Raw genomic sequence first — 14,370 nt, 5'->3', positions numbered from 1 at the left:
CAGTATGATGAAAAGCTTATAAGAAATTTCCTATGATTCCTTTTAAGCGAGTTTTGAATTTTTGAAATGTCATGACATTGTTGATACGGTTATCAAGAAACGATAAAGTATCCGCAAAATCTTCTGAATAATCATTGATAAAAAAAAGTATCGTACTTAAGTACACTCCAGCTAATATTGCTCTTTTTGTATAGTAGTTAAAATCTGTTGATTGGTCATGAATGCCATACCAAATCGCGCTAATAGTTCTGTATAAAAGTTTACTAGAAAAATATGTATTTTTTGGTGATACGGAGAATGATAAAACATTTTTTAAAAGTTCTCTATAATTCGGTAGCTTAGCGTAGTTTGAAAGGCGTATTTGAATAGCTAATTTTACCCGCTCTCGCACTTTCATATCTTCTAAATTGGAATTTCTTAGTTCAGCTTCCATTGAGCTATTTAAGTCCTCTGCTATGTGCTCCAAAGCGCTATATATTCCATTCTGAAATTTGCAAAAGCTATTAGCTAGATTAAGGTCTGTGCAAATTTTTAATAGGGTTTCATCGCTTATCCCTTCAAATGGAATAACCCTAATTAGCTTATCTATTATTAACTTTATTTCATCTTGTTCCACGCAACATTATACTAAACAGCATGTGTGATTGTACCTGAGATTTTCAAACATTCTACAAAATGCTTCACCACGTTCCTCGAAATTTTTCCATTGATCAAAAGAAGCACACGCGGGAGAAAGTAATATAGTTACTTCTTCTGCGCTATTTAAGGCCTCTTCAAAAGCCAATCTGAATGCATCTTCTAGATTGCAACATCTAACATAATCTACTTTATTCTCCATAGTGTTTGCAAAGGCTTCGGTTGATTCTCCAATAAGAAAAGCTTTTCTAATCCTCGTGAAATGCTTGCTTAATGATTCTATTCCACCTTTTTTGCTTCTTCCACCAACGATCCAATTTATGTTTTCATAAGATAAGATCGCCTTTTCGCTCGACTTTGCATTAGTTGCTTTGCTATCATTCACGAAAAACACATTTCTTATTTTGCCAAGCAGTTCATTCCTATGCCTCAGTCCTGAAAAGGACTTGATTCCATTGATAATAGTGTTGCTATCTACTCCAAGTAGCTTACATACGGCATATGCGGCTGCTATGTTTTCTGCGTTGGATATTAGGTTTATTTTCACGTCGCTTACTGATAAGCTATGACTCTCTAGTTTTAACGAGATCTTCTGGATCCGAGTAGTCAAGCACTGGGATGACAAAAGAAGTGGCTGGAATGACAAAGAGGATGACATCGAAGCTGAGATTGGAATTTTGTTTCCAGTGAATTTGTTGAATATGTCAGCAGTAATCTCATTGTCACATCCTATTACGGCAACCTCACTACCGTTTATCAGTTTTAATTTAGTTGCTATGTAGTTCTCCATACTTCCATGCCTATCTATGTGATCTGGTGTAATATTGAGCAGTGCTGAAATGTCCACGTTAATTTCATTCATCAACTCCAATTGAAAAGAGGAAAATTCAATTACATAAATTTCTGCATCTCTTTCTAGATCCAAAACAGGAACGCCTAAATTTCCACCAATAGCTACTTTTTTCCCTGCAGATTTTAATATGTGCCCTATTAGTGATGTAGTGGTTGATTTACCATTTGTTCCTGTGATGCCTATTACCTTCTGGTTCGTAGTTTTAGCTTCAAGAAATAGCTCAATGTCTGATTTTATTTTGCAATCAAATCTCCTTGCAAGTTTTACTATCCAATGTGGCTCTGTTGGCACTCCAGGGCTTAAAACCAATGCACTGATCTCATGCCAATTGTATTCCTTGGGATGAATAAAATTACATTTTTTATACATCATTTTTGCATTTGCTATTTGCTCTTCATGATCATCCCATGCATATATTCTTGCACCACTCTTTATTAGAGCGTTAATGGCGGATAAACCAGTTTTACCAAGACCAAAAACCGCGACGTTTTGATTTTTGTATTTGTTTAGTTGCACTGCTAGATAACTTATGCGAACCATTTTATAAAGATATCGTACAAACTACAACAGACTTCTTGCATAGGTCACAACTGTCATTCAGTAGAAACGAAAAAACTTCCTTGACAAACTCCGCCAGCCCCCTTATTGTAGTATTAAGGGTATTTATGACTCAAAACTTGTTTTTGATCCGCGCGGGCTCAACAACAAAATTCAGTAAAAAAACTCAGGTATTTATTGGCGGATTACATAAAATTATAGCGGCTGCATGTCTTTTAAATTTTTTCTACATTCAGCCAAATCGCGCTTAAACTAAGCGTCAGCACATTATTACAGCGCCACTTACAGTAATATAGAGTCAAAACTCGCTACTCGGGGCTTCTTTTGCCTTTTTTTCGTTTGGTAAATTTCTTAAATATTTATAGCTAAACGACAACCGTCATCCCGCTACGTGTTAGCGGGATCTGGAGATACCGCGGCGGTATGACGGTCTGCGGCGGTATGACGGTTCGTGGTGACATGACGATAACCTCGTCATCCCGCTGCTTGTTAGCGGGATCTATGTGAGATACCGTGAATAAATCACGGTATGACGGTTAAGTAATTCGTCATACCGCTACTTGTTAGCGGGATCTAGAGATACCGCGGCGGTATGACGGTCTGCGGCGGTATGACGGTTCGCGGCGGCATGACGATAACCTCGTCATCCTGCTGCGTGTTAGCGGATGAGATACCGTGAATAAATCACGGTATGACGGTTCGTGGCGGTATGACGTAGAAGCTATACTTTTATACTCACCAACTCAGTATCCAATCTGGATCCAAGTAGTCAGCTACTTGAATGACAAGAAAGGGGTACTTGGATGACAAAAAATAGGCACTGGAATTGCAAAGAGTTTGCAAATATTAGTTATTACCTGTAGAATACAGAGAAATTAGTAAGGATTTTAATAGGAATAATATGCCATCTGTTACTTTTGTTTTACCTGATGGGAGTAAGAAAAGCTATGAAGCTGCAGAGGGAGAAACTCTGCTTAATTTAGCCCACAGAAGTGATCCAGATCTGCTTGAAGGTGCATGTGAAGGCTCTCTTGCTTGTTCTACATGCCACGTGATTGTTGATCCAGAATTTTATGATGCTGTAGAAACGCATAATCCCATATCTGATGAGGAAAACGATATGTTAGATCTAGCCTTCGGCTTAACAGAGACATCAAGACTTGGGTGCCAAATAAAAATCATAAAAGATATCGACGGTTTGTGTGTAACCATACCAAGGGGTACAAGAAATATATCATTGGATAAACAGGGGAATAATTAGCTATGCGTAAGATTTTTATCTATATTATCATCTCTTTACTTTTGTTTATTCCTGTAGCGTATGGTGGTTTTTGGTATTTTTCTGCATGTAAGGTAAAAAATCTTTTAGCTGAAGCAATACTATACATTAACGACGAAAAGTTTGATATTTCACATGATTTCAGTGGACTTCCTTCTAACCTAATTTTCCGTGTGACAAACCCAAAATTTTCCAATAAGCAATTAACCATCTCATCTGATGCTTTATTGATAAAAAATAGATTGTTTGATAAATCAGTATATATCTACATACCAAGCAATGAAGTCAACATTGTTGTTCATGGTGATGAGAAAAAGAATATAAAATGCCACACAAACGATAGCAGCCACTTTGTTGTTAGACTAAATGATTTACCATCTTCATTGCGATTCAACAGAAATAGTACCGTGATAGACTATATAGATACACTTCGTTACGCAGATTATGGATTAAAATGTGATGTTTCAGAAAATCAGCAAAGTGTTATAACTGAAGTGAATGATAAAAGCAATTACATTCAATTTCACCTCGATAAAGAACCAAGTGGAAATACTAAACTAGGATTTGATTTTTATACTTATCGGTATAAAAATACTGCAAGTCCTGAAAGTTACCTTAGTATCGACACTAAATTTGATTACGAATTTGTAAACCACATCTCAGCTTCCAGAGTTAATTTCAACATAGAGAAATTTTTAATTCAAAGTAATAATTTTTCTCTTGCTGCAGATGGTGGAATGCAAAATTATAATTTGGTTACGTCTTCATTTAAAGACAAAATCAACGTGGCTATATCAAATTATAAAGAATTAATCTCGTTTATGATTGGTGACTCAAAAACTTCAGATGCGTTTGAAAAATTAATGTCTTCCTTATCAGAAAAAACAACTGATGACAGCGTTCAATTTTCAATAAAGTACGATGATGATGTAGGGTCAAGATTTATTGGAAAGTTATCCACCACTGATTTTATGAACCAACTCAGTAAAATAACCCAATTAACCAAGGATGAGAGCAGTAGTTAGTTTACTTTTCATATTGATATTTCACTCAGGCGTAAACGCTTTTACTCTGGATAATAAACTCAGAGATAAAAGCATGGAAAAACGAGCAACCAGTTTATTTGAAATAATAAGGTGTCCAATATGTTCTGGCGAATCATTGTCTGAATCTGGATCTCAGATTGCGTATGATATGCGAGAAGCAATTCGTAAAAAAATCAATGATGGATACACAGATGAAGAGATAATCTCAGAGTTAAAAAATTCTTACGGCAATTCAATTATAACTACCCCACCTAGCACTTACATTTTGTGGTTTATTCCACTCACAACTCTGCTTATTGGGTGTTTTTTAATACGAAAGTATATCAGTATGTCCAGTATATTTAAACCTTTTATGTAATGTAACCGTTCACAGATTTCCACTTAATTCTTCAATCTCACTAATAGAAAGGCCAGTAAACTTGACAATAGTGTTGACATCAACATTATTAGCCAGCATTGCTTTTGCGACTTCAATTTTTCCTTTCTCTATACCTTTTTCTATACCTTTCTCTTCAGCAAGATCAAGTCTGTATTCAAGAATGGCTTCTTCTTTGCGTAGATCCATTATTCTTTCTTCGTAAGCTACTAAATCTTTTTCGTTCCAACGAAACTTATCTAACTCATCATATGCTAGCTTTATTATTGGTGCCTTTTCTGCAATTTTCTTTAGATCTTCATCTGTCGTTTCTTCAGCATATTTAAAGAAAAATAGCCAACGATCTACTATGCTTTCTAGCTGTTCTACTTTGCTTTTTGTAAATTTAGGTAACTCAATAAAGACAAATTGAAAATCTTTTAAGTAATGGCCGTTGGTTTTTATATCACGTATATTATGAGTAGAGATATAACCAACTTCTTCAGGAAGTAAGTTACAATTGGAAATAGCAATAAAGAAGACTTTCTTTAAATCAATGTAGTTGCCAGATTTATCTAATTGTCTTGAGTAAGCCTTAGCAGCATATAGTTGAGCGCGTTTCTCAAAACCTTTATCACGAGCCAGTTGCATCTCAATCACAAACCTATTACCAATAGAATCCTTGCAGAGAACATCAACAATACTTTGTTTATCAGAGGCAATTTCGGGATCCATGATAGTACTTAAGAATTCTACTTCTTGTATTGCACTTGCCTCAGCAAATCCTAAAATATCGTTCAAAAAGTGAATAAGGATATTCTTATTTTTTTCCGTTCCAAAGATTTTTTTGAAACACAAATCATTGCGAGGATCGAGAAATTTTGAAAGAGCCATAATGCTTGGAAAATATTAATAATTATACACTATTATTAACAATTATTCAACTATATTTTTGAAGATAGCTAGTTTCTGTATTTACTTTAAATTGAAGAAAGCTCAAATGAAAGATCGTGTTTTTCACAGAATGCAGTCTGGTTACTATATAATTTTTTGATTTTCACTTTTTTTTTAACCTTGCAATGATATTTTCTTTGCCGATAAAAATTAATAATTTAGCGAGCTCTGGTCCTGTTTCTGTTCCTGTTAAAGCTGAACGCAACTGCATAAATAAGTCTTTTGCCTTTATATCCACTGTCTGTCGAATAGCTTTTACCCACTCTGATAATGTGTTTTCGTTACAATCGCCTTGAGGCAATGCATTGAACGCAATTTTTATAAGCTCCTTATCAAGAATCACAGGCTCTATATCAGATTTGCATATTTTCCACCACTTGGCCACCTCAGAAAACCTTTCTATATTGTTCCTTATAAAATACCAAAACTCTGAGGAGCCCACTCCAATTTGATTTAAACGTTCTTGTACAATTTCAAATGACATTTGTTGCAGCACTTTGCTATTTAGCTTGTATACTTCACTCAAGCTGAATTGTACAGATGCTGAGCTAAATTTTTTAATGTCAAATGAGTCAATCAAAGATTGCATACAGGCGCAAGCTTCAATTGGATTGGATGTTCCGAGCTTCACTAAATAACTAACTAGCGCCATTGGTTCAGTCTCATCTTCTCTTATGGACTTGATATCCAGCCCGCCTTTCCGTTTCGATATCTTGCTATCATCAAAATGTAGTAGAGAAAGGTGAGCAAATATAGGAATTTTCGCTTTTAATGCTTTAATCATTTGGATCTGAACTGCGGTATTAGTTACATGATCTTCCCCACGTACAACATGGGTTACATTAAAGTCAACGTCATCAATAACAGAAGGTAGCATGTATGTATAAATTCCATCTTCTCTTTTTACCACAGGATCGCTGATGTGACTTGTTGCAATATTTATTTCACCTTTAACTTCATCATTCCATTTAACAACTTCATTTCTATCCAATTTAAACCTGAAATGTGGTCTTCTTCCTTCTTGCTCATAATGAATTTTCTCTTGCTCAGTTAGAAGTAACGCGCTTCTGTCATATACCGGGGGAAGTCCTTGTTTTAACTGCAATTTTCGTTTAATGTCTAACTCTTCTCTTGTTTCATAGCATGCATAAACATGCCCTTCTTTTATTAACTGCAAAAACACCTCATTGTAACGCTCAAAGCGCTCTGATTGCTTAAAACTTGCATCCCAATCTATGCCAATCCATTTTAGGTCTTCTATGATATTATTTATATATTTGACATCTGAACGCTGAAGGTCAGTATCATCAAAACGGAGTAGAAATTTTCCATTTTGATTACGTGTGTACATCCAACAAACCAAAGCAGTCCGTACGTTTCCTACGTGGAGATAGCCAGTTGGGCTTGGAGCGAATCTTGTTAGCATTTAAATAGCAATATTGTAAAATAATAACTTATTTACTCTAATTTATTTTAATTTTATATAAATATACGGCTAAAGCAAGTGAGATCTGCTAATACAATTGAGCAAGAGAAGAATAAGTATGGCTATAGCATTGTGGCACCTTTGATATTTGATGGATTAAGACCATATGATAAATTCAAGAAAATTCACAACTTGACGACAAAGGCTAATGTAGCATCATATTGATATCATGACTAACTTAGAAAAGATGAGAGAAAAACTGCAAGATCAAATAAATTATCATAATGTTTTGTATCACCAAAAAAATAAGCCAGAAATAAGTGATGCTGAATATGATGAACTGAAGAAAAAGTTAGCTGAAATAGAGGCACAATTTCCAGAAATTTATGCAACACAAGATAGTGTTGGTGCTCCACCTGATGAGAGGTTTTCTAAGGTGGAACATCAAGAACCTATGCTTTCTCTTGAGAATGCTTATGATGAACAAGATGTAGAGAAATTTTTGTCTAAAATAAAGAGGTTTTTAATTGAGGACAAAATAGAGATATTATGTGAGCCAAAAATTGATGGGTTGTCGTTTTCTGCAATTTATGAGGATGGGAGATTTGTTAAAGCTGCAACTCGAGGTGACGGTTTTTTAGGGGAAGATGTCACTCACAATGTTGCAACAATAAAAGGCTTTCCTAAGTTTTTGCAAGGCGTGCAAGGAAGACTAGAAGTAAGAGGTGAAATATACATCAGTAACAGCGACTTTTTAAAGTTAAATGAAAACGATGAATTTGCCAATCCTCGAAATGCAGCTGCTGGTTCTCTAAAGCAATTGGATGCAAACATTACAGCAAGTAGACCACTTAGATATTTTGCTTATTCTTTGATTGGTGGAGCAGAGAAAAGTCAAAGTGAAATACTAAATAAGCTTGAGGCACTTGGTTTTTGCGTAAATGAGCATCAGTCCTTAACGAGTAGTTTGGATGGAATGCTGAAGTTCTATAACGAGGTCTATAATTGTCGCTATAACTTGGATTATGATATTGATGGAATAGTCTATAAAGTAAATGATTTGGTACTACAAAATCGTCTAGGGAATACTCACAAAGCACCGCGCTCAGCACTTGCATACAAGTTTTCTGCGGTTTATGCAAAAACAAAGTTAAATAAGATATTTATACAGGTGGGCAGAACAGGGGTTTTAACTCCAGTTGCAGATTTAGTGCCAGTCAATATTGGTGGGGTGCTAGTTAGTAGAGCAAGTCTGCATAACCAAGATGAGATAAAACGTAAAGACATAAGAGAGGGAGATATTGTAACAATCAAAAGGGCAGGAGATGTAATTCCCCAGATCGTTGAAGTAAGCAGAGATTCTCGTCTTCCAAATACACCTGAATTTGTGTTTCCTGGAGTATGCCCTGAATGTGGTAGTAAAGTACGTCAGGTTGAGGGAGAGGCGGCAGTAAGATGTCCTGAGGAATTTGCCTGTAAAGCTCAAATAATAGAAAAACTAAAGCATTTTGTATCGAAAGATGCATTTGACATTGTTGGCCTTGGTGATAAGCAGATAGAGTTTTTTTACGACCTTGATCTGATAAAACAAATCCATGATATTTTTACTTTAGAAGAAAAATTGGATGAATTTAATCTGGAAGGACAGTCTGGCTGGGGCGAGAAATCTATAGCTAATTTGTTAAATTCTATACAAAGCAGAAGGGTAATAACTCTAGATAGGTTTATATTTTCTTTAGGTATTAGATTTATTGGCCAAGTTGCAGCAGAATTGCTTGCAGATTATTATGTTTCTTATTATAATTGGTATAATTCGATGATTGAACTGTCATCAGATAATACTGAGCTAGTCGGTATAGACGGCATAGGAAAAAAAGGGGCTGAATCTTTGGAATCATTTTTTTCTAAGGAACATAACATCAAAATGTTAAATGATCTTACTGCTTGTCTTCAAATTCTTCCTGTGAACTCCAACTCTAGTGACTCTGTTTTAAATAATAAAATTATAGTGTTTACTGGTAAGCTACTTGCTATGAGTAGAGGAGAGGCAAAAGTAAGAGCCAAAACTCTAGGAGCAAAGGTCAGCTCACATCTTTCTGCTAAAACTGACTACCTAATTGCAGGAGAAAAACCAGGATCCAAATATAAAAAGGCAGTGGAATTAGGTGTAGAAATTTTAGATGAAGACCAGTGGCATAAAGTGATAAGTTTGGGAGTGTTCAAATAACATTTGGATTGTATATTAAATCAAAGTTGCAAGACTATAATGAGCAAGCTGTTAATTGGATTGATTGGATTACCACAAAAAAACTCCTTTCTTTCTCTCCATTTTTTCTGGGTAAGGTCATGGTGCTGGTACAGGTCCTATAGCTGACCCAAGCAACACGTCATACCGCGATTTATTCGCAGTATCTCAGCATAGATTCCGCTAACAAGTAGCGGAATGACGAATTTTTGTTTTTCAAATTATCGGTAAACCTAAGTCACTTTAGCTATAGCTATCTTCAAAAATATGGTTGAATAATTGTTAATAATAGTGTATAATTATTAATATTTTCAAGCATTTTTGCCATGGCTCTTTCAAAATTTCTCGATCCTCGCAATGATTTGTGTTTCAAAAAAATCTTTGGAACGGAAAAAAATAAGAATATCCTGATCCACTTTTTGAACGATATTTTAGGGTTTACTGAGATAAATGCAATACAAGAAGTTGAGTTTCTTAGCACTATTATGGATCCCGAAGTTGCCTCTGATAAACAAAGTATTGTTGATGTTCTCTGCAAGGATTCTCATGGAAATAGATATATAGCAGAAATGCAGCTCGCTAGAGACAAGGGCTTCGAAAAACGCGCTCAATTATATGCCGCTAAAGCCTACTCAAGACAATTAGATAAATCTGGCAACTACATTGATTTAAAGAAAGTCTTCTTTATTGCTATTTCCAATTGTAACTTACTTCCTGAAGAAGTTGGTTATATCTCTACTCATAATATACGTGATATAAAAACCAACGGCCATTACTTAAAAGATTTTCAATTTGTCTTTATTGAGTTACCTAAATTTACAAAAAGCAAAGTAGAACAGCTAGAAAGCATAGTAGATCGTTGGCTATTTTTCTTTAAATATGCTGAAGAAACGACAGATGAAGATCTAAAGAAAATTGCAGAAAAAGCGCCAATAATAAAGCTAGCATATGATGAATTAGACAAGTTTCGTTGGAACGAAAAAGATTTAGTAGCTTACGAAGAAAGAATAATGGATCTACGGAAAGAAGAAGCCATTCTTGAATACAGACTTGATCTTGCTGAAGAGAAAGGTATACAAAAAGGTATAGAGAAAGGAAAAATTGAAGGGAAAATTGAAGTCGCAAAAGCAATGCTGGCTAATAATGTTGATGTCAACACTATTGTCAAGTTTACTGGCCTTTCTATTAGTGAGATTGAAGAATTAAGTGGAAATCTGTGAACGGTTACGGATTGATTGGATTACCACAAAAAAACTCCTTTCTTTCTCTCCATTTTTTCTGGGTAAGGTCATGGTGCTGGTACAGGTCCTATAGCTGACCCAAGCAACACGTCATACCGCGATTCATTCGCGGTATCTCGGCATAGATTCCACTAACTAGTAGCGGAATGACGAATTTGTCGTTTTTCAAATCGTCGGTAAACCTAAAAAAGTTTGCATCATATGCAGCAATAGCCATAGGGTCTGTAGGGCTTATAGCTAGTATCACAGCTCTTAAATATTGTCCTAGTTTACCGCCTTTGATCGCAGGGGGGATGATTGGCTCTATGCTCCCGCTAGTTGCGTGTACGCTTGTTGGCATTTTATTGCTTATAGATAGAAGCTCTCTCGATAAAATATACGGTAATATATATGACCAAAAAAAGATAAATGAAAAAGCTGAATTGTTTGATAAATTGAGTAAGTGTGTTTTACCTCTTATAGCAGGGGCTGTTGTTTCTTTTGGAGTTGGAGCAGGTTTAGCTGCCCTTGGCCTTGAATCGCCCCTAGCTATAGCCGTCTTAGCTGCAGTAGCATGCAAAGTTATTATGTCACTTTTTAGTGCAATAACTGAACGCTCTTCTTCTCCACCAACACCACCAGGTAGCTCGGTTGACAGCGGTGTGAAAGTTAATGGTGCTAGTGCAGGTTGTGTTCCTAGCCCTAGTCATTAGTCAGTTCTTTCCATCCAAGAATCATTTTATTGGCTTGCCTCAATTTTTCAACAGAAGGCAAGTCTTCTGTGCTGAGTGGTAGGCGGACAGTTTGATGTTCTATAAGACCAATATCATGCAAAAGTGCTTTAGTGGGTATTGGGTTGCTGGCAATAAATAGAGCTTTGCAAGCTTGTTGCCAGATATCTGTTGAACTTTTCATGTCATTTCCTGTCATTTGAGGAGTTGTTTTTTTTCTAGTTACGTGCTGGAATGACAGTAGGCATTGCTTAACATATTCATGTGCTACATGTGGCCAAACATTGGAAGCAACGGAAACCAGACCAGCCGCACCATAAGCGGCCATATCGGATATCATATTATCATCTCCGTAAAAGACCTCAATATTTGGAGCAACTTTCTTATACTGAGCTAAAGTATCAACGGTGCCACTTGAATCTTTGATAGCCCAAAATTTTTCGTGGCTGGATAAGTTGCGTACAGTTTCAGCGTGAAGACTCACTCCTGCTCTCGATGGAATATTGTAAAACATAGCCGGCACATGTGCTTTCTCAAGCAGCTTTTCAAACCATAAAGTCTGCCCCATAATTCCGGGCTTTGCATAAATGGGAGTTGTCATTAGATAGCCATGAATAGGCATACCCTTGCAAAAATCAAGCCATTCAAGAGTTTGATATAGATTCACTCCTGGTACACCAATTATAATTTTCGTATTTAATTTTAGCTTACATACAAATTCAACTAATGTACGCTTTTCAGAATCAGTAAGCGATAGGCCTTCACCTGTGCTACCCAGTAACACTACGCCATTTTCAGCTTCAGCTTGTATTGTAAGTAAACGCTGCAAACTGCGGTAATCTATGTCATCCCCATTGCAATTAAAAGGAGTAACACAAGCAGTCCATAAAAATATAAATTTCAATTTAAATTGTTAAAATGGTATTTCATCGTCGATTAGTTCATCTTTTATATCGTTGTTAAAACTTTCGTGCTTATTTTTTTGTTCTGTTTCATTTTGCTTGTATTCACTTGGCTTGTAATCGGAATTTGGTCGCGAATCCAAGAGAGTAAGAGCGCTATTAAAATTATATAGAACCACCTCTGTTGTGTATCTTTCACTACCGTTTTGGTCAGTCCATTTTCTAGTTCTCAAAGAACCTTCAACATAAACTTTACTGCCTTTGCGTGCAAAATCTTTGACGATTTTTACTAATCCTTCACTAAAAATTACAATATTATGCCATTCTGTCTTTTCAGAGCGCATACCGGAAAGTTTGTCAGTCCAACTTTCAGACGTGGCTATTGAAAAACTTGCCATCTCTTTTCCATTTTGTGTAGTCCTAATTTCAGGATCTTTTCCTAAATTACCAACTAATATGACTTTGTTTATGGTACCACCAGACATAATTATGCTCTAAATAAATCCCTTTATTATCTTATGTGAAAGTACTATTGTCAAATTTAATTAAAAGTGCGCTTGGAGGGATTCGAACCCACGGCCTTTGCCTCCGGAGGGCAACGCTCTATCCAACTGAGCTACAAGCGCATATATAGCTACCCACCCGCGGTATCTATGTTGAGATCCCGCTAACGAGCAGCGGGATGACGGTTTTTCAAATTGTCGGTAAACCTAAGTCACTTTGGCTATATACTAAATTATTTAATAGATAAGCTATCCAAGTCAAATTTTTGTTTTGGATAAAGCGTAAACATAACACTCCCATGTCCAAGATATACATTTTGAGAATCATTCGCATGCTTTTTTATTGCTTTTTGATCTACGGCCCATACAAAAGTCACACAATTTTCAGTGACTGAGTGCACCTTTAAGTCCTTAGTATTTATAAACAGCTTTCCATTTACCCATATTTTCCATGTATCGGAAGAAAGATATAAAATTGAGTCTAAACTCACTACCTTACAGTTGAAATTATCTGATACCTCCTCTTTTGCAGCTCTTGAAGACCGTAAATTGAACTTTTCCATTTCATTGACCATTCTATTAACTGGCTCTTCATCAAAAAAAATGCTTTTTACGTTACTATATTGTGACAAAACGTCAAAGTCACTTTCCACTGCTTCTCTTATTATATCGTCCCGATCTGTATAGCTTAGTTTTTGATTGTTAATAAAGAAACACTCTTTTGCACGCAAATTTGCTATATCAATAAAATCATCGATTTCTTGATTGCCAACTTTAAGAATACTTTCAAAATATCTTTTTTCTATCATCATTCCATACTGAGAATGATGACAAACCATTTCATCATCACCTTGTTTTTCTATATATACGCATAAATTTCCACTATTTAATCCTAATATTTTATGCTCAATAAAATCTTCATTGCCAATATATTGTCGGCAAGAATACTCCTTACAAATTTCTATGCTTTCTATGATATCTTCACAACTGCAATATGCATTAACATTGGAAATGAGTAGCGTAAAAATAAAAAACAGCTTTATGTTCATCACCTTATCTACTTAATATAGTATACCAATCAAAGACTATATTAACTCTCACTATCTCTATCATATTACCATTCAAAATTTGATTCATAGTTGCAGCATCAATATTTCTCTGCTTGTTTAAAATAAGAGATTTGATCATAACATAACCGGGCAGATTTGGAATAGACTGTAGAAATAAAAAAATATGCTTATCGCTGATTGAACTTAAATTTAGGACCACTTCACTTTTTATTACTTTTGTGCGTTCACTTTTGTTGTGGAGCTCAACTTCTTCGGGTATAGAAATTGATATTTCAGGTTCTAATATATAGTACTTTTTATATAACCTGCTAAGCTCGAAATTTAAATTTGCAATGTATCTGCTACTGTGTAAATTTGAAGAAGAAATTTTTTTCCATAAATCTAGGTTTTTATTTAGAACAACTTCCTTTTTTTGAATTCCAGTAATCTGTAAATTAATAGAACGTATTTTATCAATCGCAATTTGGTTTTTATTATAAACCTTTTTGTTATAGATAACAACATATGTTAATAACCCTATTAATCCAACAGATAATAACAAACACGATATAAACTGAATTGTAGCTTTTCTTTTTAATTGAGAGATAGTCAT

At 35.3% G+C, this 14,370-nt stretch carries 15 protein-coding genes and 1 tRNA gene; 7 read left to right on the top strand and 9 right to left on the bottom strand.

All coding sequences use genetic code 11. The features are described from left to right. Positions 1-16: 16 nt before the first annotated feature. A complete protein-coding gene (locus AAGD68_RS05420) occupies positions 17-616 on the bottom strand; it encodes a COQ9 family protein (protein WP_264329272.1) in 600 nt (199 codons plus the stop codon). 6 nt (positions 617-622) lie between these two features. After that, the gene (gene murD, locus AAGD68_RS05415) at positions 623-2,029 is read right to left on the bottom strand and encodes a UDP-N-acetylmuramoyl-L-alanine--D-glutamate ligase (RefSeq protein ID WP_265016666.1); all 1,407 of its coding nucleotides are present in this window, start codon (positions 2,027-2,029) and stop codon (positions 623-625) included. 919 nt (positions 2,030-2,948) lie between these two features. Here murD and AAGD68_RS05410 point away from each other — a divergent pair. From AAGD68_RS05410 to AAGD68_RS05400, 3 genes are read left to right on the top strand one after another with little or no spacing between them, the layout of a single operon-like run. After that, complete coding sequence (locus AAGD68_RS05410) at positions 2,949-3,308, top strand: ferredoxin family 2Fe-2S iron-sulfur cluster binding protein (protein ID WP_341814171.1); 360 nt, start codon at positions 2,949-2,951, stop codon at positions 3,306-3,308. A gap of 2 nt (positions 3,309-3,310) precedes the next feature. Beyond that, entirely contained in the window at positions 3,311-4,351 is a 1,041-nt protein-coding gene (locus AAGD68_RS05405; RefSeq protein WP_341814169.1) for a hypothetical protein, read from the top strand. Beyond that, positions 4,335-4,730 carry a cytochrome c-type biogenesis protein CcmH gene (locus AAGD68_RS05400; protein WP_264735675.1) on the top strand — a complete coding sequence of 132 codons (396 nt, stop codon included), beginning with the start codon at positions 4,335-4,337 and terminating at the stop codon, positions 4,728-4,730. The genes AAGD68_RS05405 and AAGD68_RS05400 overlap by 17 nt, the downstream gene beginning before the upstream one ends. 9 nt (positions 4,731-4,739) lie before the next feature. On the opposite strand, the gene AAGD68_RS05395 is transcribed toward AAGD68_RS05400, so the two are convergent. Both AAGD68_RS05395 and gltX read right to left on the bottom strand, forming a co-directional pair. After that, positions 4,740-5,621 carry an Rpn family recombination-promoting nuclease/putative transposase gene (locus AAGD68_RS05395; RefSeq protein WP_265016667.1) on the bottom strand — a complete coding sequence of 294 codons (882 nt, stop codon included), beginning with the start codon at positions 5,619-5,621 and terminating at the stop codon, positions 4,740-4,742. A 163-nt stretch (positions 5,622-5,784) separates the two neighbouring features. Beyond that, positions 5,785-7,107 (bottom strand): glutamate--tRNA ligase, encoded by a 1,323-nt coding sequence (gene gltX, locus AAGD68_RS05390; protein ID WP_264687925.1) that lies wholly within the window; start codon positions 7,105-7,107, stop codon positions 5,785-5,787. A 78-nt stretch (positions 7,108-7,185) separates the two neighbouring features. On the opposite strand from gltX, the gene AAGD68_RS05385 reads away from it, so the two are divergent. From AAGD68_RS05385 to AAGD68_RS05370, 4 genes are all read left to right on the top strand, one after another. Then, complete coding sequence (locus tag AAGD68_RS05385; protein ID WP_264687924.1) at positions 7,186-7,332, top strand: hypothetical protein; 147 nt, start codon at positions 7,186-7,188, stop codon at positions 7,330-7,332. 4 nt (positions 7,333-7,336) lie between these two features. Further along, a complete protein-coding gene (gene ligA, locus AAGD68_RS05380) occupies positions 7,337-9,334 on the top strand; it encodes an NAD-dependent DNA ligase LigA (RefSeq protein ID WP_265045094.1) in 1,998 nt (665 codons plus the stop codon). A gap of 344 nt (positions 9,335-9,678) precedes the next feature. Next, a complete protein-coding gene (locus AAGD68_RS05375; protein ID WP_341814168.1) occupies positions 9,679-10,572 on the top strand; it encodes an Rpn family recombination-promoting nuclease/putative transposase in 894 nt (297 codons plus the stop codon). Positions 10,573-10,898: 326 nt separating this feature from the next. Then, positions 10,899-11,285 (top strand): hypothetical protein, encoded by a 387-nt coding sequence (locus AAGD68_RS05370; RefSeq protein ID WP_264687921.1) that lies wholly within the window; start codon positions 10,899-10,901, stop codon positions 11,283-11,285. Here AAGD68_RS05370 and dapA read toward each other — a convergent pair. From dapA to AAGD68_RS05345, 5 genes are all read right to left on the bottom strand, one after another. Continuing rightward, complete coding sequence (gene dapA / locus AAGD68_RS05365) at positions 11,275-12,207, bottom strand: 4-hydroxy-tetrahydrodipicolinate synthase (RefSeq protein WP_253309202.1); 933 nt, start codon at positions 12,205-12,207, stop codon at positions 11,275-11,277. The genes AAGD68_RS05370 and dapA overlap by 11 nt on opposite strands. Positions 12,208-12,216: 9 nt before the next feature. Further along, positions 12,217-12,690 carry a single-stranded DNA-binding protein gene (ssb, locus tag AAGD68_RS05360; protein WP_341814167.1) on the bottom strand — a complete coding sequence of 158 codons (474 nt, stop codon included), beginning with the start codon at positions 12,688-12,690 and terminating at the stop codon, positions 12,217-12,219. A 67-nt stretch (positions 12,691-12,757) separates the two neighbouring features. After that, positions 12,758-12,831: transfer RNA gene (locus tag AAGD68_RS05355), tRNA-Arg, on the bottom strand. A 110-nt stretch (positions 12,832-12,941) separates the two neighbouring features. Next, positions 12,942-13,757 carry a hypothetical protein gene (locus tag AAGD68_RS05350; protein ID WP_253309204.1) on the bottom strand — a complete coding sequence of 272 codons (816 nt, stop codon included), beginning with the start codon at positions 13,755-13,757 and terminating at the stop codon, positions 12,942-12,944. A 4-nt stretch (positions 13,758-13,761) separates the two neighbouring features. Beyond that, on the bottom strand, positions 13,762-14,370 hold the full coding sequence (locus AAGD68_RS05345; RefSeq protein WP_265045088.1) for a hypothetical protein: 609 nt from the start codon (positions 14,368-14,370) through the stop codon (positions 13,762-13,764).

Origin of the sequence: Wolbachia endosymbiont (group A) of Machimus atricapillus (assembly GCF_964027095.1) — a bacterium.
Lineage (GTDB): Bacteria > Pseudomonadota > Alphaproteobacteria > Rickettsiales > Anaplasmataceae > Wolbachia.
Note: the sequence above shows the minus strand (reverse complement) of the source record. Positions and strands in the feature narration are given on the sequence as shown.